This is a genomic window from uncultured Subdoligranulum sp. (assembly GCF_937890665.1).
Map to the genome: position 1 here is coordinate 1 of NZ_CALADU010000055.1, position 21,092 is coordinate 21,092.

The 21,092-nt window shown below is 51.3% G+C and carries 24 protein-coding genes and 1 pseudogene; 12 read left to right on the forward strand and 13 right to left on the reverse strand.

Annotation, left to right across the window (positions count from 1 at the left end; all coding sequences use genetic code 11):
* Positions 1–46: 46 nt before the first annotated feature.
* The 6 genes from Q0526_RS02995 to Q0526_RS03020 all read right to left on the reverse strand — a co-directional run bounded on the left by Q0526_RS02995 (position 47) and on the right by Q0526_RS03020 (position 6,019).
* A complete protein-coding gene (locus tag Q0526_RS02995; RefSeq protein ID WP_158574692.1) occupies positions 47–1,243 on the reverse strand; it encodes an amidohydrolase in 1,197 nt (398 codons plus the stop codon).
* 81 nt (positions 1,244–1,324) lie between these two features.
* Positions 1,325–2,728 (reverse strand): C4-dicarboxylate ABC transporter permease, encoded by a 1,404-nt coding sequence (locus Q0526_RS03000; protein WP_298730720.1) that lies wholly within the window; start codon positions 2,726–2,728, stop codon positions 1,325–1,327.
* A 387-nt stretch (positions 2,729–3,115) separates the two neighbouring features.
* A complete protein-coding gene (locus Q0526_RS03005; protein WP_119345527.1) occupies positions 3,116–4,624 on the reverse strand; it encodes a DNA methylase in 1,509 nt (502 codons plus the stop codon).
* A 67-nt stretch (positions 4,625–4,691) separates the two neighbouring features.
* Positions 4,692–5,006, reverse strand: coding sequence for a carboxylate--amine ligase (locus Q0526_RS03010; RefSeq protein WP_119345528.1), 315 nt, complete (start codon positions 5,004–5,006; stop codon positions 4,692–4,694).
* 23 nt (positions 5,007–5,029) lie between these two features.
* On the reverse strand, positions 5,030–5,539 hold the full coding sequence (locus Q0526_RS03015) for an ImmA/IrrE family metallo-endopeptidase (RefSeq protein ID WP_298730724.1): 510 nt from the start codon (positions 5,537–5,539) through the stop codon (positions 5,030–5,032).
* Between the two features lie 66 nt (positions 5,540–5,605).
* Positions 5,606–6,019 carry a helix-turn-helix transcriptional regulator gene (locus Q0526_RS03020; RefSeq protein ID WP_298730725.1) on the reverse strand — a complete coding sequence of 138 codons (414 nt, stop codon included), beginning with the start codon at positions 6,017–6,019 and terminating at the stop codon, positions 5,606–5,608.
* A 202-nt stretch (positions 6,020–6,221) separates the two neighbouring features.
* Here Q0526_RS03020 and Q0526_RS03025 point away from each other — a divergent pair, with 202 nt between their 5' ends.
* From Q0526_RS03025 to Q0526_RS03070, 10 genes are all read left to right on the forward strand, one after another.
* The gene (locus tag Q0526_RS03025; RefSeq protein ID WP_119345531.1) at positions 6,222–6,479 is read left to right on the forward strand and encodes a hypothetical protein; all 258 of its coding nucleotides are present in this window, start codon (positions 6,222–6,224) and stop codon (positions 6,477–6,479) included.
* Positions 6,476–7,210, forward strand: a complete 735-nt coding sequence (locus tag Q0526_RS03030) for an ImmA/IrrE family metallo-endopeptidase (RefSeq protein WP_298730728.1) — start codon at positions 6,476–6,478, stop codon at positions 7,208–7,210. Before Q0526_RS03025 ends, Q0526_RS03030 begins: the two co-directional genes overlap by 4 nt.
* The gene (locus Q0526_RS03035; protein WP_298730730.1) at positions 7,207–7,458 is read left to right on the forward strand and encodes a hypothetical protein; all 252 of its coding nucleotides are present in this window, start codon (positions 7,207–7,209) and stop codon (positions 7,456–7,458) included. Before Q0526_RS03030 ends, Q0526_RS03035 begins: the two co-directional genes overlap by 4 nt.
* A gap of 244 nt (positions 7,459–7,702) precedes the next feature.
* Positions 7,703–8,110 (forward strand): hypothetical protein, encoded by a 408-nt coding sequence (locus Q0526_RS03040; RefSeq protein WP_298730733.1) that lies wholly within the window; start codon positions 7,703–7,705, stop codon positions 8,108–8,110.
* 60 nt (positions 8,111–8,170) lie between these two features.
* Positions 8,171–8,299: an SHOCT domain-containing protein gene (locus tag Q0526_RS03045; protein ID WP_298730735.1), complete on the forward strand. Its 129-nt coding sequence runs from the start codon at positions 8,171–8,173 to the stop codon at positions 8,297–8,299.
* A gap of 191 nt (positions 8,300–8,490) precedes the next feature.
* On the forward strand, positions 8,491–10,032 hold the full coding sequence (locus tag Q0526_RS03050) for a recombinase family protein (protein WP_209346679.1): 1,542 nt from the start codon (positions 8,491–8,493) through the stop codon (positions 10,030–10,032).
* A gap of 17 nt (positions 10,033–10,049) precedes the next feature.
* A complete protein-coding gene (locus Q0526_RS03055; RefSeq protein ID WP_195306558.1) occupies positions 10,050–10,955 on the forward strand; it encodes a recombinase family protein in 906 nt (301 codons plus the stop codon).
* Entirely contained in the window at positions 10,912–12,555 is a 1,644-nt protein-coding gene (locus Q0526_RS03060; protein WP_298730747.1) for a recombinase family protein, read from the forward strand. Before Q0526_RS03055 ends, Q0526_RS03060 begins: the two co-directional genes overlap by 44 nt.
* A gap of 69 nt (positions 12,556–12,624) precedes the next feature.
* Positions 12,625–12,945, forward strand: a complete 321-nt coding sequence (locus Q0526_RS03065; RefSeq protein WP_071430674.1) for a helix-turn-helix transcriptional regulator — start codon at positions 12,625–12,627, stop codon at positions 12,943–12,945.
* A 3-nt stretch (positions 12,946–12,948) separates the two neighbouring features.
* A complete protein-coding gene (locus tag Q0526_RS03070; RefSeq protein ID WP_298730749.1) occupies positions 12,949–14,205 on the forward strand; it encodes a type II toxin-antitoxin system HipA family toxin in 1,257 nt (418 codons plus the stop codon).
* 44 nt (positions 14,206–14,249) lie between these two features.
* Here the strand turns inward: Q0526_RS03070 and Q0526_RS03075 are convergent, their stop codons facing one another.
* From Q0526_RS03075 to Q0526_RS03105, 7 genes are all read right to left on the reverse strand, one after another.
* Positions 14,250–15,119, reverse strand: a complete 870-nt coding sequence (locus Q0526_RS03075) for a DUF6551 family protein (protein WP_298730751.1) — start codon at positions 15,117–15,119, stop codon at positions 14,250–14,252.
* A gap of 136 nt (positions 15,120–15,255) precedes the next feature.
* Positions 15,256–16,062 (reverse strand): hypothetical protein, encoded by an 807-nt coding sequence (locus Q0526_RS03080; protein WP_298730753.1) that lies wholly within the window; start codon positions 16,060–16,062, stop codon positions 15,256–15,258.
* A complete protein-coding gene (locus Q0526_RS03085) occupies positions 16,043–16,441 on the reverse strand; it encodes a hypothetical protein (RefSeq protein ID WP_071430665.1) in 399 nt (132 codons plus the stop codon). Before Q0526_RS03085 ends, Q0526_RS03080 begins: the two co-directional genes overlap by 20 nt.
* Positions 16,431–17,237 (reverse strand): hypothetical protein, encoded by an 807-nt coding sequence (locus Q0526_RS03090; RefSeq protein ID WP_298730755.1) that lies wholly within the window; start codon positions 17,235–17,237, stop codon positions 16,431–16,433. Before Q0526_RS03090 ends, Q0526_RS03085 begins: the two co-directional genes overlap by 11 nt.
* Positions 17,238–19,118, reverse strand: coding sequence for a recombinase family protein (locus tag Q0526_RS03095; RefSeq protein ID WP_298730757.1), 1,881 nt, complete (start codon positions 19,116–19,118; stop codon positions 17,238–17,240).
* The gene (locus Q0526_RS03100; RefSeq protein WP_101691772.1) at positions 19,111–19,716 is read right to left on the reverse strand and encodes a recombinase family protein; all 606 of its coding nucleotides are present in this window, start codon (positions 19,714–19,716) and stop codon (positions 19,111–19,113) included. Before Q0526_RS03100 ends, Q0526_RS03095 begins: the two co-directional genes overlap by 8 nt.
* A gap of 144 nt (positions 19,717–19,860) precedes the next feature.
* Positions 19,861–20,220: a helix-turn-helix transcriptional regulator gene (locus Q0526_RS03105; RefSeq protein WP_022289418.1), complete on the reverse strand. Its 360-nt coding sequence runs from the start codon at positions 20,218–20,220 to the stop codon at positions 19,861–19,863.
* Between the two features lie 140 nt (positions 20,221–20,360).
* On the opposite strand from Q0526_RS03105, the gene Q0526_RS03110 reads away from it, so the two are divergent.
* Positions 20,361–20,738: a helix-turn-helix transcriptional regulator gene (locus Q0526_RS03110; RefSeq protein WP_022289419.1), complete on the forward strand. Its 378-nt coding sequence runs from the start codon at positions 20,361–20,363 to the stop codon at positions 20,736–20,738.
* Positions 20,739–20,898: 160 nt separating this feature from the next.
* Positions 20,899–21,092, forward strand: a pseudogene (locus Q0526_RS03115) (serine/threonine protein phosphatase); the annotation flags it as partial.

Below are 21,092 nucleotides of genomic sequence, written 5' to 3' on the forward strand. Positions count from 1 at the left end.
CATCCAGTGTCTCCATCAGCCATCCCCGTGAGAGTTCTTCCATTCCTCAATTCTCCTTTTGGTGCGCAAGGAAACACTGGTACACATCCTGCCAGGCAGCCTCATCCGTCACAAGGCGGAAGGCAGCCAGTGCACAGCACACAGCACCGTCATAGATGCCCTGATGAGCCCGCGCCTCTTTCCCGGTCTTTACCCATGCGTCCGTGTGAGGAGGATCATCTGTCTCGATGGTCTTTACCCGCAGGCAGCAGCTGGGCAGCCGGTGGGTCACCGCGCCGAAATCGGTAGAACCGCAGTCCTTCCGGGGCGGAGCAATTCCGTCACACGCAAATTTTTCTGCACACTCCATCAGCAGCGCACCCATGGCATCATTGATGGTGGTGTTGTAAATATGCGCCACAGGGGTAATTTGTACCTGTGTCTGGGTAGCCATGGCAGCAGCCTGGGCAATCTCCCGGGTCCACTGCTCCACGCTCTCCAGATACGCCATGGAGGAGTGGCGGATCTCTACCTTAACCTTGGCAAAATCGGGCACGGAGTTGACTGCCGTCCCCCCAGCCAGCACAATATTGCTCACCCGGCTGGAATCCTTGAGGTGATTGCGCATGAGCCCAAGCCCTGTCTGCAGCATGGTCACCGCATCCACTGCGCTGCGCCCAGCATAAGGCGCAATACCCGCGTGGGCGGTTTTGCCGTGAAATTCCACATCCATCTCGATCAGAGCCAGAGAGGGCGTCTCCAGCTGGGTCAATGTGCTGCCGTGCACCATGAAGGCCACATCAATATGGTCAAACCCGCCGTGGGCGGCCATCTCGTTTTTGCCTCCGTCCAGCGACTCCTCGCTGGGCGTCCCGATCACATGGATCTCAAAGGGCTGGTCCGAAGACTCCAGCACTCCCCGCAGGGCCATTGCCGCGCCGATCATGGCAGGGGTCTGCATATGGTGGGCGCAGCCATGTCCCTGGCCCCGCAGCGCATCATATTCCCCTAAAAATCCTACCGCGCGCCCTCCGGCAGCCCGCCCTCCCTTGTGGCGGTACACGGCACAAAAAGCCGTATCCAGCCCGGCGTAGGGAATGGTTACTTCAAAATCGTGGGCTCGCAGCCACTTTGTCAGCGCAGCTGAGGAGCGGTACTCCTCATAGCCCGGCTCGGCGTAATCAAAAATTTCGTCGCTCAGCGCGCACAGCTGCGGCATCAGCTCTGAAACGATATTCGCAATTTGCTTCTGAATTTCTTCCATGGCATGTCCCATCCCATATCTTTGAAATCTATAATATCCTGCCGTCGCGCCATGCAGTTGCGGCGGCCAGCTCTAAACGGATCAGTAACCGATCACCACAGCCAAAGCCAGGAAGGCCATAGAAACCAGGCTGAGCAAAATCACCAGCTTAATGACGTACTTCAGCCACACGGAATAGGGAATCTTGGACGCAGCCAAAAATCCCAGCATGGTGGACGAAGTGGGGTAGATGGCATTGGTCAGGCCGTCACCCAGCTGGAAGGCCAGCACAGTGCTCTGGCGGGTCAGGCCCACCAGATCGCCCACAGGCGCCATGATCGGCATGGTGGCTGCCGCCTGGCCCGTACCAGAGTTGATGGGCAGGTTGATGATGGTCTGCACCAGGAACATACCGATGATCTTTACCGAGCTGGGCAGTGCCACAATCGCATTGGCCAAGGCATTGATAATGGTATCAATGATCATGCCGTCCACCATAACGGTATTGATCGTACCGGCCACTCCCACAATCATCGCACCGAAGGTGATATTGGCCATGCCCTGCACATACAGATCGCAGATCTTGTTGCCGCTGAACCCGGCCAGAATACCGCATACCACACCCAGCACCAAAAACAAAGTAGCCATTTCGGTGATAAACCATCCCAAGTAGGCCACGCCGTAAATCAAAACGGCAAACGCGATGACAACGGCCAGAAGGATCAGCTTGTGCCGTCCGGTCACTTCAATCGCAGATACATCCACATCCTCCAGGTTGGAATCCTCGTTCCCCATCAGGTTCTTGGAGGGATTCTTCTTTACCTTCTCCGCGTAATGAATAATATACAGGCTGGTCACAACAATAAACGCCACCAGGATAATCCAGCGATACCAGGCTCCGGAGAACATGGGAGTCACACCCGCGATGGACTGAGCCACCCCCACATTAAAGGGATTATAGATGCCCGCCGTAAAGCCCACGATGGAGCCCATGGCGATCATGGCTGTACCTGTGATGGTATCATAGCCCACTGCCTTGGCCACTGCAATCCCAATAGGCACAAACACCAGAACCTCCACAGACATTCCCATGGTGAAGCCGCCTACGGCAAAGACCGTAATGAAGATGGGGATGAGCAGCTTTTCTTTTCCCGCAAACATCTTGCCCAGCTTGGCACAAAAGGCGGTGATCATCCCTGTCTGCATAATCAGCTCAAAGGCGCCGCCGATGATGAAAATAAAGAAGATGATCTCGTTTACGCTGGAGCTGCCCAGAGTTCTCACAAAAGCCATGGGGATTTCCAGCGGTGAAACCGGTGACGATTCCACCTGAGTGTATGTACCCGGTACAATCAGCATACGGCCGCTGGCATCCTCCTGGCGCTCAAACTGGCCGGCAGGAATCACGTAGGTCAGCAGGCAGACAACCAACACGATCAGAAACAGAATAATGTACGTGTGGGGCATCTGGATGCCTTTTTTCTTTTTCGACGTTTCAATGGACATTCTTCTCTGCACTCCTCACAATCAAGTGTCTAATAATCATACATTTATTTTTTTCTTTATGCAAGGGCAAACCGAGATTTATCGAGGAATCTGAATTTATCGTAAAAAACTCCCTTGAGCCGCCAGCGGCTCAAGGGAGTCTATGGATGTTTTGACCACTGTATCCACAAAAACTGATTAAAGTTCCAGCCCATTCCACGCTTCTGTCAGCCGACACAGCCGTTACAGAAGCGTGTGTGCTGCTGAAGTTTCCACTGGGCAGGCTGACACGGGCATAGCGGCCATCCCAAATTCAGTGTAAACTCCTCAGCTTGGAAGCGCGCAAAGTTTATCTGCAGCCACAGCAGATTCATCCCGCTGCCGCCTTCTCCTATACGATGTTCCCCCTCACAGACTGAGGGTACAGATGTAACGGATGGGTCGAATATGTCCTGCAACCGTGCGGTCTATGCGCCGATAATTCATAGTTCGTATGGGCACCATCTTCTTAATAGTGAGCATAACCTCCTGCATTTTTCGCTCCCGATCCAGTTCTGCTTGCTCTTGTTTTCGACGAGCCTCAACGGCAGCATAATCGGTGAACAGATCCATCTGCTCAAATTCGCCCTCTCTGGTCATCGCCTCACTCTCTGAAATCACCCGACCCGCAACGATGTTAAGTCGCCGCACCATGAGGTCGGTATTCACAATACGATCAAAGAGCGCTGTAGCTGCCCCCATGATTTTCTTTGTAGAGGAGGTATAATCGTTCAGGCGCTCGGTTCCATGGGCGTGCTTTGGAACCTCGCGGCCATAGTGATCCTTGACTATTGGGCCATGATAACGATTTCGCCGTGCCGGATCAGTTAGGTTCTCGATGTCATAGCCGACCGTCAGAACAATCTGGTCGGTCATCAGCTTCTTACTCACCAAATCCAGTGCCAGTTGCTCTGCCATTTCTCTCAGCACCAACCGAGCCCTTTCTGCGGAATACGGGCAATGCAGAACCTGACCGGAACCAAGGCTGTTTTCACTGGGATGATATGCCTTAACCGCTTGGATGGTACAGGGTTCCCAGCCCCACGAATGGTCAATCAACAACTCAGCGTTTTTCCCAAAGAGCTGGTAAAGAAGATCCTCATTGCATACCGACATTCGCGCAACATCGCCCATGGTAAACATTCCGTGTGCCTCTAACTTCTTGGCGTATCCACGTCCAACCCGCCAGAAATCGGTGAGTGGCTGGTGCGACCACATGGTTTGACGGTAGGTCATCTCATCCAGCTCTGCGATGCGCACGCCGTTCTCATCCGCAGGGATATGTTTTGCCAAGATATCCATTGCGACTTTACATAAATAAAGATTCGTACCAATACCTGCGGTGGCTGTAATTCCGGTATTCTCGATCACATCCAGGATAATTTTCATTGCAAGTTCTCTGGGGGTAAGTTTGTAGGTGGATAGATAATCGCTGACATCCATGAACACTTCATCAATGGAGTATACGATGATATCCTCTGGAGCAATATATTTCAGATAGATGCTGTAGATGCGTGTGCTGTACTCCATGTAGTAGGCCATACGCGGTGGTGCAATCAGATAGTCGATCTCCAGCCCCGGTGTGGCATTTAATTCAGAGAGAAAGCAAGACTTTCCAGAAAATCGATGCCCAGGCGCATCGTGAAGCCGACCACGGTTGGCCTCCTTCACCTGCTGGACCACCTCAAACAGCCGAGCACGACCTGAGATCCCATAGGCCTTTAAGGACGGCGTAACGGCAAGGCAGATGGTCTTGTCGGTACGGCTCTCGTCGGCAACCACCAAGTTGGTATCCAGAGGATCGAGACCTCTCTCCCGGCACTCGACGGAGGCATAGAAGCTCTTGAGGTCGATTGCGATATAGGACCTTTGCTTCATACTAAAACTGCCCCCTCTGGATTCTCGCTATTTAACGCCAAAACGCTGCTCGAAATTGGTTGTAACATTAATTCTCGAGTTCGTTTTCCTCAACAATACCGTAGTCAATCAGGATATTCTTGTCCGCATAAGTTGGATAAACAATTCCTGTCATCTCATAGTCGTACCTCCGAACACGGCGGAACCCCTTGACCGGCTCCGGCGCAAAAGCGGCGGTTTCATAATTTGCGTATTCAGGCGTTCCAGCCAGATCATCGGCTACCGCACGAATTAGTGCATTCGTCACTGCCTCCAGGTTCATGCCATACTCCACGGCAACCAGTTCATGTCTACGGACATCTTTATCCAGATTCCCGAAGGATCGGTACAACTTGTACTTCATGGAGAAACTCCTTCCCAGTAGAACTACCGCAAAAAATCACTTCTATGATTCACAGGCCGCAAATCGTATCCGAGTTCCGTCAGGTGCGCTATTTTTAAGGCAACCAGGTTGATATCCGTATCCATCGCCCTGGCGATTTGTTCAGCAGAATAGCGATAGGTATAGATGTAGTCCAGCAACTCCTCGTTGTCAATCAGAATTTCTGCAACAACAATGTTCGCCTCATACTCTGGCCGTGTGGTCATGTCATACAGCATGAATTCATGAAGGCTGTTTGCCTGTGCCAACTTCCGATGAAGCTGGTCGTGCCCCAGCTCATGGGCACAGACGATGCGGAGCATTCTGTCCCCCAGATCCTTGTTCAGAAAAATAAATCGATTGCGTTTGATGACGCGGTACATTCCTTTTAGAGAGCCAAAATCCTCACAAAGAAGAACAGAGATTCCCAACTCTTTCGCAATCTGGAAGGGATCGCGTGTTCCGAAGCGCCGCACCAGGGATGCGCCGACTTTGGAGAGCATTTTACCGGTCATAAGCCCACCTCCATCCTGCGGATGCTTTTCATCATTATCTCACATCTTGAGCCCCACAGAATGGATTTACTCCTCCTGCTGGCGATATTTTTTGGGCGTAAATTTCTTGTTCTTCTCCTTGGCCATCCAATAGGCATCGTTGAGGGCCCGCATTGCCCCCTCAAGCGCATCTTCGGAAAGTTGGCCGCCGGCAAACAGGCCGGTCACCTCACCGACCAGTTCATCGATGTTTCGCGCTGCTTTTGCTCCACCCTTCTGATGGGCTTCTACGGAATAGACATCTGCGCTGGTGAGAAGGTATTCTGGTGTAGTGCCAAGGACAGTAGCAATATCGCCGACCACCTTCATGTTGCCCGGTTTCCTTGAACCCATTTCGTAATTCTGAATCGTCCGCGCAGTTACAGAAACCTTTTCTGCAAGTTCAGCCTGTGTTAATCCAGCCTCAAGCCGCTTTTCTTTCAGCCGTTCTTTAAACCCCATAAAGGCACCTCTTTCTGTTTCTCTGCCATCAACACGAACACTTTTTCGCAAAACGGGATTGACACGAAAATCTGTTCTGGCTATAATAGGAGCGTAACACGAAATTCTGTTCGTGTAAATGTTAACACACGAGCAAAGATTTTGTCAATCGAAAACACGAAAAATTGTTCGTGAAGCGGGCAGAAAAACGGAGGGTATTGTAATGGAGGTACAATGCAGAAAAGAATATGTCTCTGTTAATCTTGATGTAGACCAAAACGGTGTAGTTCACCCCCGGTTCATCCGCTGGGCAAATGGCCGTATCTATCAAATTGACCAGCTGAAATACAAATGCAGAGCTGCTTCCTCCAAGGTAAGCGGAGGTGGCATCCGATATACCGTCATAATCCACGGCAAGGAAACCTTCCTGTTCAGCGAAGGGAACAAGTGGTTCGTGGAAGCAAAGGGGGCAAGTCAATGATTCTTTCTCACCACCAAATAGAGGATATCGGTGCAGCTGTAATTCAGGACTTCAACAAGTTCTTCTACTGCGTCAGCGCAGCCCTTGGGGATAAATACGTTCGCGCAACACCCATCGACCAGTTTGCTCGCGACTACCTCGGGCTAAGTGTTCGATTTGCCCGATTGTCCGTAGATGGGAGTATCTGTGGTCTGACCAGCTATGCCGATGCCGAGTACATCATCGAGGAAATGGGAACAGTTCGCACCATAGAACTCAAACAAAATCAAATTCTTCTGGACTCCAGCTTTCTTGAGGCCGGCAAGGTCAAGAAACTGTGCGGCAAGCGTCGGTTCACTCTGGCGCATGAGTGCGCACATCAAATCTTGTTTCAAATGGAGTCCGAGGAGTCCCAGCAAAAATGCCGCGAATCCTATTCGGAGCGGCGGTCCTACTCCCTCCGAGACTTGAAAAGTAGAGAGGACTGGAACGAGTGGCAGGCCAATGCCTTGGGAGCCGCTCTTCTCATGCCCCAGGCGGAGATAAAGCGGGCCATGTGGCTTTTCGCTCAATGTCGGACCCTGATTAGCTATGAAGGGAGGTTTTCATATGCGGACAAGCTGGCACTTTCACTTCTCTGTCAAGCTCTTGGCGTGTCCAAGTCTGCCGCCGTAATTCGGCTCCGGCAGCTTGGGTATCTGGAAGAACGCCCGTATGCAGAGTTTGTTGATCCACTGGAGGTGTGGGCATGAGCAAAAACATTCGTATTACAGAGCCTTCCGCAGAAATGTTGGGCAAAATTATCCGGGCGCGGGAGGCGATTGCGGCGCAAAAGCCGCGATATATCAAATGCCCGTACTGCCAGCATAACTCAATCGTCGTATATGAGGACACAAGAGGTCATGTCGAAACAAAGTGCAAAAAGTGCGGAAAAGTCACCGTCTTTGATGTTTTGAGCATGAGAAAAATCGTGTTTCGCCTTCGCCCGAAGGAGGACTAAATAAAAACTGAATCACATAGCTGAGCTGTGGAGCCGCCTGATAGGTGTAGTCATCCTGATGCCGCATGGATAGAGTCGAAAGACTCTGTTTATCGGCACGGACAGAATGACCACCGTCATGCGGCTCTTTTGTTGTCTTGCCTTTCCGCGGCTTCGTGCCAGCGGAAAGGACAAGACAATGAGTATCCCGAAGACCCCAGTTGAATTCGATTACGACCTGTGGACCACAGAGGAAGGAAAATGCATGGTTCGGATCAAAGCTACCGGCGAAATAACGGAGGTGGAACGCTCTGTCATGCAGGTTCTGCGCTCAGAGGAGAAGCGTCTCCGGCGCACCATATCTCCGGAGCAGGGTCCATCCAGAGAAGGGAAAACCGCTCCAACGGTTCTCTCTCTGGATATGCTTCCCGAAGATGTGGCAGACTCCAGCTGGTTAGCCGACACCTACGACTATACGGAAGAGATTTCCACGAAGCTGCTGGAGAGGAGCTTGCGAGAAAGCTTGACTCCTACCCAATATGGCATATATCAAGCCTGCATTTTGAATGGGATCAGCTACAAGGCATATGCAGACCGGATGGATGTTAGCTATCAGAGCGTCCAGAATGCGATCCGCCTCATTCAGAAAAAAGCAAAAAATATTTTTGGCTGATGGTTGTGGTTTGCTGCAAATATGTCCGTTGTAAAGTGAAGGGGCCTTAAGACGCCTTCATTGAACCTTGCTATTGTGGCCGTGCTGAAGTCGATGCGGGAAGGTGGCGTGATCACTCAGGCCGAGTATGAGCGAGCCAAGCGCTACTACCAGAAGCTCACCGGCTCCGATCTCGTCATCGCAGATTAAATGTTCAGAAGGAACCGTCTAAATTGATGTATTTTGGGCATCAGGTCTTGTCGCTTGTGTAGAAATTTACTTCTCTGCGTTCTTTCAATAGACTTTGCCTTGCCGTTGACTATAATGTTGCTTGAACCGGAAAAGTGGATGGTACCAAAATGTAGTACAATCCAAAATTCAGCCAGAAAGGAGGGCTGTTGATGCCGCAGGTCAAACTCATCTCGCCCATCACCAGGCAGGAAATCCGCAAAGTTCGAGTCGCCGCCTATTGCCGGGTATCTTCCAATTCGGCTGATCAGCAGAACTCCTACACCAACCAGATTCGGGTATATACCAGCCTCATTCAGAGAAAAAAAGAGTGGGAGCTGGTGGAGATATTCGCTGACGAAGGGCTCTCTGGCATGAACGCACAGAACCGCACCGAATTCCAGCGAATGATCAAGATGTGCGAACAGCACCAAATCGACCTGATCGTCACCAAATCCGTCTCCCGTTTCGCCCGAAACGCCAAGGAGTCTCTGGAATATGTCCGGAAGCTGAAATTGCTCGGCGTGGGGGTGCAGTTTGAGAAAGAGGGAATCTACACCCTGGCCCTCGGAGATGAGATGCTGCTCAATACCTTCTCTGCCATCGCACAGGAGGAGTCTAAGGCAATTTCCCAGAACCAGCGGCTTTCCATCGTGAAGCGGATGCAGTCTGGGGAATATGTGGACAGCAACGCTCCTTACGGCTTCCGGCTGGTGGATAAGGCGCTGGTGGTCTATGAACCGGAGGCGGCCATCGTCCGCATGATGTTCGAAAACTACCTGAGCGGCCAGTCTACATCGGAGATCGCCCGGGATCTCAACAGCCGCGGCATCAAAACCAAAACTGGGAAATCCACCTGGCGCTCCACCAAGGTGGCATACATCCTTGGAAATGAGCGGTATTGCGGCGATTGCAAATATCAGAAAACCTACCGCGACACCACAGTCCCCTTCAAACAGTTCCGAAATCGAGGTCAGGAGGATATGTTCTACGCCTCCATGACCCACGCTCCTCTTATTGACCGAGATACCTTTGACAAGGTCCAGCTCCTCTTGAAAAAGCGTCAGGATGTCTTTGGAAAATCTACAACGCAAAATATCTACCCTCTTACGAGCCGCATTCAGTGTTCTGAGTGCGGCTCGTATTTTCGCAGGAGGCAGGTTTCCGGGACAGTAAAGTGGGGATGCTCCAAACACATTCAGGATCGTACCCAGTGCGGCTCAAACTACTACAGCGAGGAGAGGATCTACGATGCCTTCATCGCCATGGTCAATAAGCTTCGGTTCTCTGAATACGACATCCTGGGTCAGACTCTACTCCGTCTGGAATCCGCCGAGCTGAAGCGAAAGCAGAAAAACACGGCCGCAAGGGAGATCAGCCGGAACATTGCAGATCTGAACGCCAAGCTGGTGATGGTGGAGCAGCTACATGCAAAGGGATACCTCAAAGATGAGGTCCATAAAGCTCAGGTGCGGGAGATTAACGACCAACTGCGCCGGCTGAAGCGGGAGCGCCAATGTGAATTCTCCTCGGGCATTACCCATATGATAGAGGAACTGACGCGGCTGAAAAAGCTGCTGGAAGAGCTCGAGGAACCACTGGACCGCTTCGATGAGAAGCTTTTTACTGAGATTGTTCAGGCCATCAGTATCAGCCGCCGGGATGAAATGACAGTCACCCTCATCGGCGGGCTGAGATTCACAGAAATGCTCTGACAGAGAGGAACCTCGCCATGAAGAAGATACGCTATATCCCATACGGTTACACCATGAGAAATGGAAGGACAGTCATCGCACAGGATGAAGCTGCGGTCATCCGCGAGATATTCAGCGCCTACATCAACGGCGCATCCCTCCAAAGTATTGCCGAGCTGCTGACTGAGAGGAAGATCCCCTACAGTGAGAGAACGGATGTGTGGGATAAAGCTCGTATCGCACGGATCATTGGAAACGCCAAATACATTGGCGATGGGGAATATGACCCTATCATTGAGGAAGAACAGTATGAGGAGGCGGCTGCCGTGAAAACAGCCCGCCAGCGGAACACCTTCGAGAAAAATCTGGAGGGGATCGACCTGCTTCGAGATCTGGTTCGATGTGCGGAGTGCGGCGCCCCTATGCGGCGAAGGGTGAGCAGCAAGCACCGGATTCGCGAGAGTTGGGATTGCACCAATCCTGATTGCGGTCAGCGCATCCGGATCTCCGATACACACCTGTTGGAAAAGGTGACAATCCTGATGAACCGCATCATCGCCAATAGCTATCTGCTCATCCCCCGCCCCAAAAAGCGAAAAGAGCTGTCGGCGGAAGCCCAGCGAATCAACCGGGAAATTGATGCCGAGCTGGAGCGGGATGACCCCAGCGATGCACTGATTATCGTCAAAACAATTGAAATGGCAGAGCGGCTCTATGCTGAGAGCGATACCCATCTGCAGATCGCCGCATCCATCGCCCGAAAGCGGGTAAGTCTGATGACTCCCCAGGAGGAATTCAGCCCGGCCTACTTTAGTGACATCGCCGCCTACCTGACGCTTGGCAGCGGAGGAAAGGTGATCCTACATACCAAAACCGATGTCGAGATCGGAGATGAAGAAAATGAATGTAACCAAGATACCCAAGAAAACAATATCGGTTATTGAGCCAAAACGCTCTCTGATCGTCAACAGGGAGCAGTATCATCAGCGGCGGGTTGCTGCCTACTGCCGGGTATCCACCGACAGCGAGGAGCAGCTCACATCCTATACCAACCAGAAGAAGGTATATACCGAGATGATTGCCGCTAAACCCGAATGGGAGTTCGCCGGACTCTACGCAGATGAGGGCATCTCCGGGACACGTGCAGATAAGCGCCCCCAGTTCCAGAAGATGATCAACGACTGCTTGTCTGGGAAAATCGACTATATCATCACGAAATCCGTTTCCCGCTTCGCCCGTAATACAGTGGACTGCCTGGACCATGTCCGAATGCTCAGGGCAAGAGGGATTGGCATCTACTTCGAGGAGCAAAATATAGACACACTGCAAATCGACAGCGAACTCTATCTGGTCATCTACGCAGGGTTCGCACAGTCTGAATCCGAAAGCATCAGCAAGAATGTCACCTGGACTTTTCGTAAGCGATTTCAGGAGGGCAAGCCCATATTCAACTATAAGTGCCTTCTGGGATACCGCAAGGGTGCAGACGGAGAACCGGAGATCGTCCCGGAGGAGGCATCCATCGTGGAGAGGATCTTTAATATGTACCTGTCAGGTGAAACCATCAACCGGATCTCAACCAAACTCAGAGAAGAAAATCTCCAGATACCAGGAAAACGATTCTCCTTCTCTGCGAGCATGATTAAGGGTATTCTCCGGAATGAACGATACTGCGGGGACAGCATCCTTCAAAAGACGGTCACAATTGACTGTATTGGCAAGGTTCGCCGCAAAAACACCGGTGAGGCACCCATGTACTATGTACAGAATAGCTATGTTGGTATCATCAGCCGAGAGCTCTTTCACAAAACGCAGGAAGAACTCGCCAGGCGGATGAGCCGGGAGCCAAATTCCACCAAAACGGCTACCACAGCCACCGGAAAATACTCCCGGTACGCACTATCCAATGTGATGATCTGCGCCGAATGCGGAAGTCGATATAAGCGCGTGACCTGGACATCCCGAGGAAAAAAGCGAGTTGTCTGGCGCTGCATCAGCCGCTTAGACTATGGAAAGCGCTACTGCAAAACCTCGCTCACGGTAGATGAGACCGCCCTCCACGCCGCTATTGTTCGGGCAATCAACCGATTCAACGAGGAAGACGAGGCCACTTATATGGCACTCATGCGGGCAACCATTGGTGAAGCAATCGGCCTAACCGGAGGCACAGATGAGATCGACCTGCTCCGGCGAAAAATAGATGGGCTGAATCGGAAAATGGTATCTCTTATCAATGAGAGTGTAGAAAGCGGGGAGGGTATCGAGAGTCACGAAGCTGAATTCAAGGAACTTTCCGATACCATTGAACTCCTGCAAGGACGGATTCAGAAACTCGAAGAAGCACTTGCTTCCGATCAGGTGAATGACAGCCGAATCCTTCAACTACAGCAGATCATCGCCGACCGAGCATCCAAAAAGATGGAGTACGACGATACCATCGTCCACCAAATGATTGAGTGTGTGAAGGTGTATCCCGACGGGAGACTGGACATTATCTTCGGAGGAGGGCATCTTATCGAAGAATGCTTAGAAAAAGAAATTTAATAACTTCAAATATAATTGACATAATCGCCGAAATAATATAGTATAATTTATGTTAGGAGGCGATTGTGCATGGCAAAAAAAGCTGCGGTCATCATGCCGCAAACACGGGAGATCCTGGCGCAGATGGGTGAGCAGATCCGTCTGGCCCGCCTGCGCAGGAAGTTGAGCCTGGAATTGGTAGCAGAGCGTGCCGGGATCAGCCGCGCCACGCTTATATCCATTGAGAAAGGCACCCCTACGGTATCCATCGGCTCCTATGCTGCTGTGTTGCACGCATTAAACAATATGGACAGCGACCTGTTGCTTATTGCAAAAGATGATGAATTCGGCAGGAAGCTGCAAGATCTGGCGTTGCCCACCAGACGGCGGGCGCCCAAGAAAGGAGAGTAGCCCATGGCGCAGGACGAAAAGACCATCTATGTATATGAAAATTGGCGTGGAGAGGCACCCACTCTGCTGGGGCGGCTGCGCTGCGGCTTCGTCCGCGGACAGGAGACCTTTTCCTTTGAGTATGATCCGGCCTGGCTGACATCTGCCGAGAGTTCCTTTTCTCTGGACCCGGATCTGGCCCTCTACCGCGGGCGGCAGTATGTGCCGCTGAACAAGCAGCTCTTTGGCCTGTTTTCCGACTCCTGCCCGGACCGCTGGGGGCGTCTGCTGATGAAGCGCAAGGAGGCCATCGACGCCAGAAAAGAAGACCGAAAACCCCGGAAGCTTACGGAGAGCGATTTCCTGTTGGGTGTCTATGACGAATCTCGTATGGGGGCGCTGCGGTTCAGCCTGGAAGAAGGGGGCGAATTTCTTTCGAACGATAAAGCGTTTGCAACGCCTCCGTGGGTAAACCTTCGGACGCTGGAAAACGCCTCTATCGCTTTCGAGAACGATGAGAGCGGCCTGAATGAAAAATGGCTGCGTGAGCTTCTGGCCCCTGGCTCCTCCTTGGGAGGCGCAAGACCTAAAGCTACGGTGCAGGCCACAGATGGTGCCTTGTGGATCGCCAAGTTCCCTTCCAAGCATGATGAATATAACAGCGGTGCGTGGGAGAAGGTCGTCCATGACCTGGCACGGCTCTGCGGACTGGATGTTCCGGAATCCAAATTGGAGACGTTCTCCAAAACCGGCAGCACCTTTCTCGTCAAGCGATTTGACCGAAACGGCAACCGCCGCATTCACTTCGCCTCCGCCATGACCCTGCTGGGCAAGACCGATGGAGCCTCGGCAGCGGACGGAAGCAGCTATCTGGATCTGGCGGCGTTCATCCGGGCCAACGGGGCATCACCCCGGCAGGATCTGGCCGAGCTGTGGAAACGGATCGTGTTCAGCATGGCGGTATCCAATACTGACGACCATCTGCGCAACCATGGTTTCCTTCTGACGCCCACCGGCTGGCGGCTGGCCCCTCTCTATGATGTGAACCCAGTCCCCTCGGGGGACCGGCTTTCCCTCAATGTGAGTGAGTATGATAACACCATTGACTTGGATCTGGCTCTGGAAGTAGCCGATTATTTCGGCCTTGCCCCGCAGGAAGCGGAACAGGCTGCAGAGGAGGTCTGCAAAACAGTATCCGGACACTGGGAACAGTTGGCCGGGCAATATGGTCTCAGCCGAGGAGCGATAGAGTATATGCGCCCTGCCTTTTCCCTTCCATGATTAAGATCACAAACGGACGATTCCTGGTGGAACCGTCCGTTTGCTTATTCTTTGGCAGCTCCCTCAAAAGAGTCCCCGCCCTCATCCTCGTCCATATCCGTATCAATGTCCAGTCCTTCATTGTTCCCCACATTCTTCTCGTAGAGCTTGGTCCATTTGAGCGGATATTTGCATTTGCGGTTATAGGCCAGAAGCATCGCCTCGGCATAGCCCATAGAACCGGGGCGTCGTTCCTTGGCTGTTCTCGAAAGCAACTTGACCGACATTTCCCCCACTTTTTCCTTAAAGGTCTCATCTTTCAGGGCATCGCCGAACGTGTAGACCAATCTGGCGATTCCGTTGAGCATATTGGCGGATAGCGAATTCATATCGCCCTCCCAGGTGCCTACGCAGAGTCTGAGTGTTCGATCAAGTACGTGGTAACCGAACCGCTCATATATATTTTCAAGCGTAGAGACAGCACAGACAACGCCATAGTTTCTGACCTGGCCAATGGAAAGAGAATAAGACTCTACCAGATCTTTGATCATAAGCTGCTCCTGATTCCTGGCTTCCACATTTGCCATAAACACTTCATAGGGACGGAGCGGTTTGACAAACTTCATCTGGTTGGCGAAGATATCTGCCTCGTGCTCGTAGTTTAGATCATCGTATATCATGCACCAGACTGGCGTTTCACGAGAGCCGGAGGCCAGTGCGACGATCTCCACCGTGTGCTGGCCATTGAAGACATAGTTGACCCCATTTCGACGGCTTACCTTCACAGGGTTGATCTGATACAGATCAAAGTGTGCCGCAGCATTCAGCACATGCTGTTCGGAAATATTCCTCTGGTACTCCTGATTGGATACGAGGTTCTTGATGGGAATCTGTTCAAAGTGAACATTGGGAACAAACATACTATAATCTTCCATTAGGATTCCCCCTCAATTGCATTGAGCATTTCCTGGATTTTTCCTTCTAATTCAGTCAACGCCGCCAAGAGGTTTTGTCTGGCAGCAGGTGAGATCGCTTCCAAATGTGCCATGGACTTTGTCCGGTCGATGGAGCTCATCCAGGAGGGGATCGTAAGAGTAAGTCCAGCAACTTCCGCATCCGGGTCATAGGCGGGCATCGTCTTGATTGCCGGCTGCTCTGCCGCCGCTGTGCCGGGCTTGGCAGAATCGTCGGAATAAAGGCATCGTCTCGATTCACTGTAACGAGCGAAGGCATAGGGATTTTTTTACTAAGTGCTTTCAATTCTTTGGGTTCCATTTCTGATAGAGCAACGATATTTTCGAAAGAAATCTTATATGCCCCGGAAAGAATGTGCGGAACAAGTTCAGGAGCATTTTGTTCAATGGTATCTAATGCTGCACTGTATTTCGCATATTTCTGTACGGTTGCGCCGGACACATGATACTTCCTTCCCAGCCGGGCTGCTGTTCGCCGGCCACTCTCTTCATCTATTGGGCGGCCTCTCCCCACAGTAATGTTGGGGTTCGGACGGTACTGATTATAGCCATTCCTATTTCGCTGTACTTTCTTTTCCGCTTCATATTGTTTCCCAATCAGATATTTCCTGGTTTCTTCTGAGATGTTGCGGCGCCCAAGTTGGTTCGCACAGATCCAGGCGATGGCAGCATCTCTGCTTGGAAAATCCAGCTCCTTGACTCCATAAGGAATGCGCATTTTATTGCATATTTCATAGCGATTATGACCGTCGACGATGGTATCATTCCATGCGATGATATCTTCCCGGCATCCTTCCATGACCAGATTCAGCTCCAGCTGCCGGTATTCCTCCCGGCGAAGTGGACGAATCAAGTTTCTGAATTCTGGATCAATGTTAAGCTGCCTAAATGCTTTCTCTGTCATGTAGCCTCCTGCGTTCCAGCTGTTTGACGGTTTTGAGGGAAAAATATGCGACCCGGTTGACTTGATCGATCTCACCGGTCAGCTGGTAATTAAATCTCAGGTCAAAGCCACCGAGCAGTTCGGAAAAGTTTTTTATAAGGATCGTACTATAGAATTCTATAGACTGCTGGGATGTGCTTGACATCCGAACCTTGTTTGCGGTCCCACCAGAAATAGGTTTATCCGATCCGAGAACGGCGATATACAGCTCTTCAGGGTTTACCAGGAATTGCACATACGCAGGATTCTTCAAGAGACGAATCGTTTGCCTGTGGATTCGAATCCGGTTTCGCGCAGGGTCCAGCGTTAAGTAAGCCTGCAATTGATTTTCATGATTCATGTCCTTGTCCTCCCAAAACGGACTTACTACCAGTATCAGAGGCAGCCTCGTCTGACTGCTCTGATGCAGCAGGAGCGATGTTATCGCGTAACCCATATACAGCATATCCTTCAAAAATGTCTACCTGCATAGATTTCTGGTGTTCCCGGAACGGGAGTCCAAACTGCGTCTTCCAGCCCTCCGGAAACACGGGAGTTCGAGAAGATTTTGGCTTCTGGCCGTCTTTTTGCACCCGCTGATACACTTCGGTCGCTGTGAGATCAAATGCGATGAGCCACTCATCCTTGGCATGGATTATTCGCCCGAGGAGTTTATATCGATAGTCTAGATTCCAGCCCATCAGTGAAAACACTTTGGCGAAAAAAATCTTGCAGGTGATCTGTTTCGGTTTACGTCTGCCGGAGCCGTTGGTGCACCAGGCGCAGGCATCCCGATCTTCCGCTCGGCAGGGACGGATCGCCAGGATCCTGCTCTCCTGATTGACCAGTACCTGCACATAATCAACCTGTGGGAAGCGGTTCAGGCAGGCGGTATTTACATAAAATTTGTAGTTGTTGAAAGTTACAGACGGCTCATTAATATGGGCGAAGAACTCACGGCGTACTACTTGGTAGCCATCGTAGTTAAAGTCACCGGCCATCTCCAGGACCTCATCACTACAGCTGTTTGCAGGAGAAACTGGCGGTTCCGCTTTTTCCAATTCAGCAGACGGAACAATATCCAAATGCCCGTCCTCCAGGGAACGAAGCATTCCGGCGATTACGCCGCCGGCATTTTCCCGACTTTCTTCGAACATTTAGGATTCCTCCTTCACATGCTGACCGAGTTCCTGACAGATATAGTCACGCAGCACGTCAAATCCTGTCACGCGGAGTTTTTGCCCGGTTTCATACAGCTGGCCCTCCATGCGGATTTTCCAGTCTTCCTCACTCTGATCGCAGACGGGCGGGAAAGACTGTTGGTGGAGGTAATATTGCTTGCCAAAAGAGCCGATCCACTCCTCCGGGACAGCTCGCACCCGTTTGCCGGAGACAGAAAGGGGCTGTACAGGCTCCTTTGCCTGTTCCGTGCTTTTTGGACCAGAAAGCAGATACGATTTAATAAACGCTTCCGCATCATTGACATCAAAAATATACGCAGATTCAGTTTCAGTTTGAAACAGCGCTCCGGCAATCCGGTATTTTAAATCCGGACTCCAACCAAATAACTGAAAAAGCGTTTCTACATAGGCCGCACCGGCAATATCCCTGGGCTGATACTTTCCGTCTGACAGCTTGGAAAATACGACTGCATTGCGGCTGTTTTTCGCCGCTGTACGGACGGCGAACTTCATCTCCACAGGGTTGACCAGCAGCTCCACATGGTTGTCTTTCCCAAAAGACCGAACACATGTGGTGCTGAACTTGATTCTCTTATCTTGAAACAGTACATAGGGACGGTGATAATTATCAAAGAATTCACTGCGGGCGATTTCAAAGCCTCTCATATCAAAATCTCCCGGAACCAATGTGATGCTCGAGGGCAGGGATGCATCCGCCTGCTGCTCATCGGGTGGATGGATACTGGCGGACGCTTGGTAATAATCTGCCGGCTTGAATCCAGCCCAGCGGGGATTGATGGTCACGAACCCTCTGAGCAGGCCGCTGTCGATCACCCGCAGCTCCGGGAGGATGGAGCGGTTGCCATACTTGGAGTTGTTCAGAAGATGCTGAACCGCAATGAAATCATCTCTGGAAACAATGCCCTCGTGGTGGTTCCGGTAAAGGCTCTGGGGTCTGTCCCCCCGATTCTTTCTGGCCTTGTGGTTCAGATAGTTGGGGGTGAAGGTCTTCCGGGTCAGTACATCCCCGCAATGCCGCTCATTGCGAAGGACCTGGACAATGGAGTTGGATGTCCACTTGACATTTCCCAGATAAGTCTTTCGGCCCAGCTCGGTGAGCGCCGCCGCAATGTCGGAGGTGGAATATCCATACAGATACATATAGAAGATGAGTTTTACCGTGGGGGCTTCATCCGGGTTGACGACCAGGTTTCCATCTGCGTCGTGAGAATACCCCAGCAGTTTGGGCGTCAATGGCAGACCTCCGTCCAGCCGCATCCGCAAGGAGGTCTCCATGCTCCGGCTGCGGATGTGAGACTCCTCCTGAGCCATGGTGGCCTGAAACGAAAGCGCCATCTGGGAATCGTCTTTGAGGGAGAAGATACATTCGCTCTCAAAGAATACCCCGACAGGACTGGGCAGCTCCGCAAGCATTCGCACCATGCTGATACAGTCCACCACATTCCGGGCAAAGCGAGACACGCTTTTGGTAATGATCATATCGATTTTCCCGCTGCGGCAATCGGCGATCATGCTGTTGAACTCGTCCCGATGAGCCAGAGAAGTCCCGCTGATGCCCTCATCCGCATAGATTTTGACCAATGTCCAGTTGGGATGATGCACAACAAAATCTTCATAGTATTTCTTTTGCAGCTCATAGGAGGAAGTCTGCTGGACATTGTCTGTGGAGACACGGGCATACACGGCGACCCGCTGCCTTATATCATTATCGTAATAGTCGATGGGCTTTTTAGCCGGAATGAATTCATAGTTCTCCGGGTCAACTTTTGTGTTGATACGCCGGCGGACCCGTTCTTTCCGTTCCGCAAGCTGTTTGCGTGTGGACTTGTCAATCATGCAGCATTTCCCTCCGGGGTTCGTCATCAGGGAGTATCTTCCAACCGGGATCTGGCAAAAAGTAGGGGTCGTGTAGATCCTCCTGGTAATAGGAAGCCAGCGTATAAATATCCTCCGAAACGAAGTAAACGCCCACTGGCTTTGGGAGTGCTGCCAAGAGGCGCGTACAGAAAGAGAGTTCGGAGAGCTTCTTCGAGATATTGCTTGCTTTCTGGGTAATGATCAGATTGACCTTTTCCTCGTAGCAGTCTTGAAGGAGCCTTGACCACTCCGGAGCGTTCTCCATATTGGGCGCAGTGCTGCCCTCGTCCACATAGAAACCGACAAACTTCCAGTTTGGGCAGAGAGCCAGTGTATCAAGAAATTGCTTTTTATGAGCTGAGAGATAGTCCTCATAGCGGGTCTGGTTGAAGTAGCGGATGTATACCGCCACACGGTAATGTGTTTTGGGAAGCGGGCGTTCCCGCTTGATTTCCTTTAACCAGGCACGATGTTCCGCTAAAAGGGTGTTTCGTTCCGTCTCCCTTTCCAGCAGGAAATCAAATGAGGGCATAACTTCCTGCTCTGACTCTCTATTTTGAACGGCCAGATCTGACATATTTGCTCCCCCTGTGTTATTTCTCTTCCAGGCCATTATATAATCTGCAGACTAATAACAAAATCGACCAGAAGTCAACACCTTGACTTCTGGTCGATAGATGAGAAAAAAAGAAGCGAGCCGGCAATTCCAGCTCGCAATTTTTCAGGTATTGTCATCCCGTCTGGCCATAGTGGATTTCAACTCACGAACAATCTTCAGGATGGAATCCAGCTCCTTGGGAGAGCAGTCGGCCAGCAGCTCGTCAAACTCGCTCTGGTATAGGCTTCTCACCTCCGGCACATCGGGCCGAAGAAGGGAATCAGCAGACACTTGCAGGGCTTCGATGATTCGGATAAAGGTTTCCAACTTCATGCTCGTCTTGCCTTTTTCGATATTGCTGACATGGGGCAGCGAGATATTGGCCTTTGCAGCAAGATCGGCCTGGCTCATCCGGCGATTGATCCGCGCATCTCGAATACGGGAGCCGACCAACTGGCTCTCGGTCAAATCATGTTCCGTCATCGGCTTCCCCCCTCAAATATATTCTCCAGATTATCTATTTCTAAGAGTATATCAACTTGGGGTGAAATTGATATAAGGTCGAGTTGATGATATAATCTAAACACTATAATAAGACTGCAAAATTTTTTGGAGGTCTTATTATGAGCCTGAACTACAAAGTCATTGGAAAACACATCCGTGAAGTCCGTCAGCGCAACCACCTTTCGCAAGCGATGCTCTCTGAACTGGTGGATAAAACGCCATCTTACATCAGCTACATAGAGAGCGGGATCAAGAGCATGAGCCTTGACACCTTTGTGCTTATCGCCAATGCTTTGGGCGTATCTCCCGACCGGCTTTTGATGGAGCAAATCATCAGCACTGAACGGTGCGCCAGCGAAGAAATCGCCCTGCTCCTTTCGGATTGCAGTACCTATGAGATGATGATTCTCCTGGATGTTATAAAATCGCTGAAAGCCTCCTTGAAAGAGCATCAAGGCAGATACGGTAAACCAGATAACTTTGATTTTACCGTCTGAACCTGAGAAAGCAATCAACCGGAAGTCACGAGCATTGACTGCCGGTCGATCTATGCCAGTAAAGGTGGATATATTTTTGGAACAGTGGATATGTTTTTGGAAAGTCCCGGATATGGGTCTTCCGAGTTGGTATAATGAGAAAAGAAAGGTGGAATGACCAATGATCTATTACACGGGTGATATCCACGGAGACCCCTATGAGGTCATACAGTTTTGCGACAGCAAGAAGCTGACAGAGCAGGATACTCTGGTTCTGCTTGGAGATGTAGGAGCGAACTACTACCGAAACCGGCGAGACACAGAGATGAAGAGAGTTCTTGCCGCCGTAAAGCCGACGATGCTCTGCATCCACGG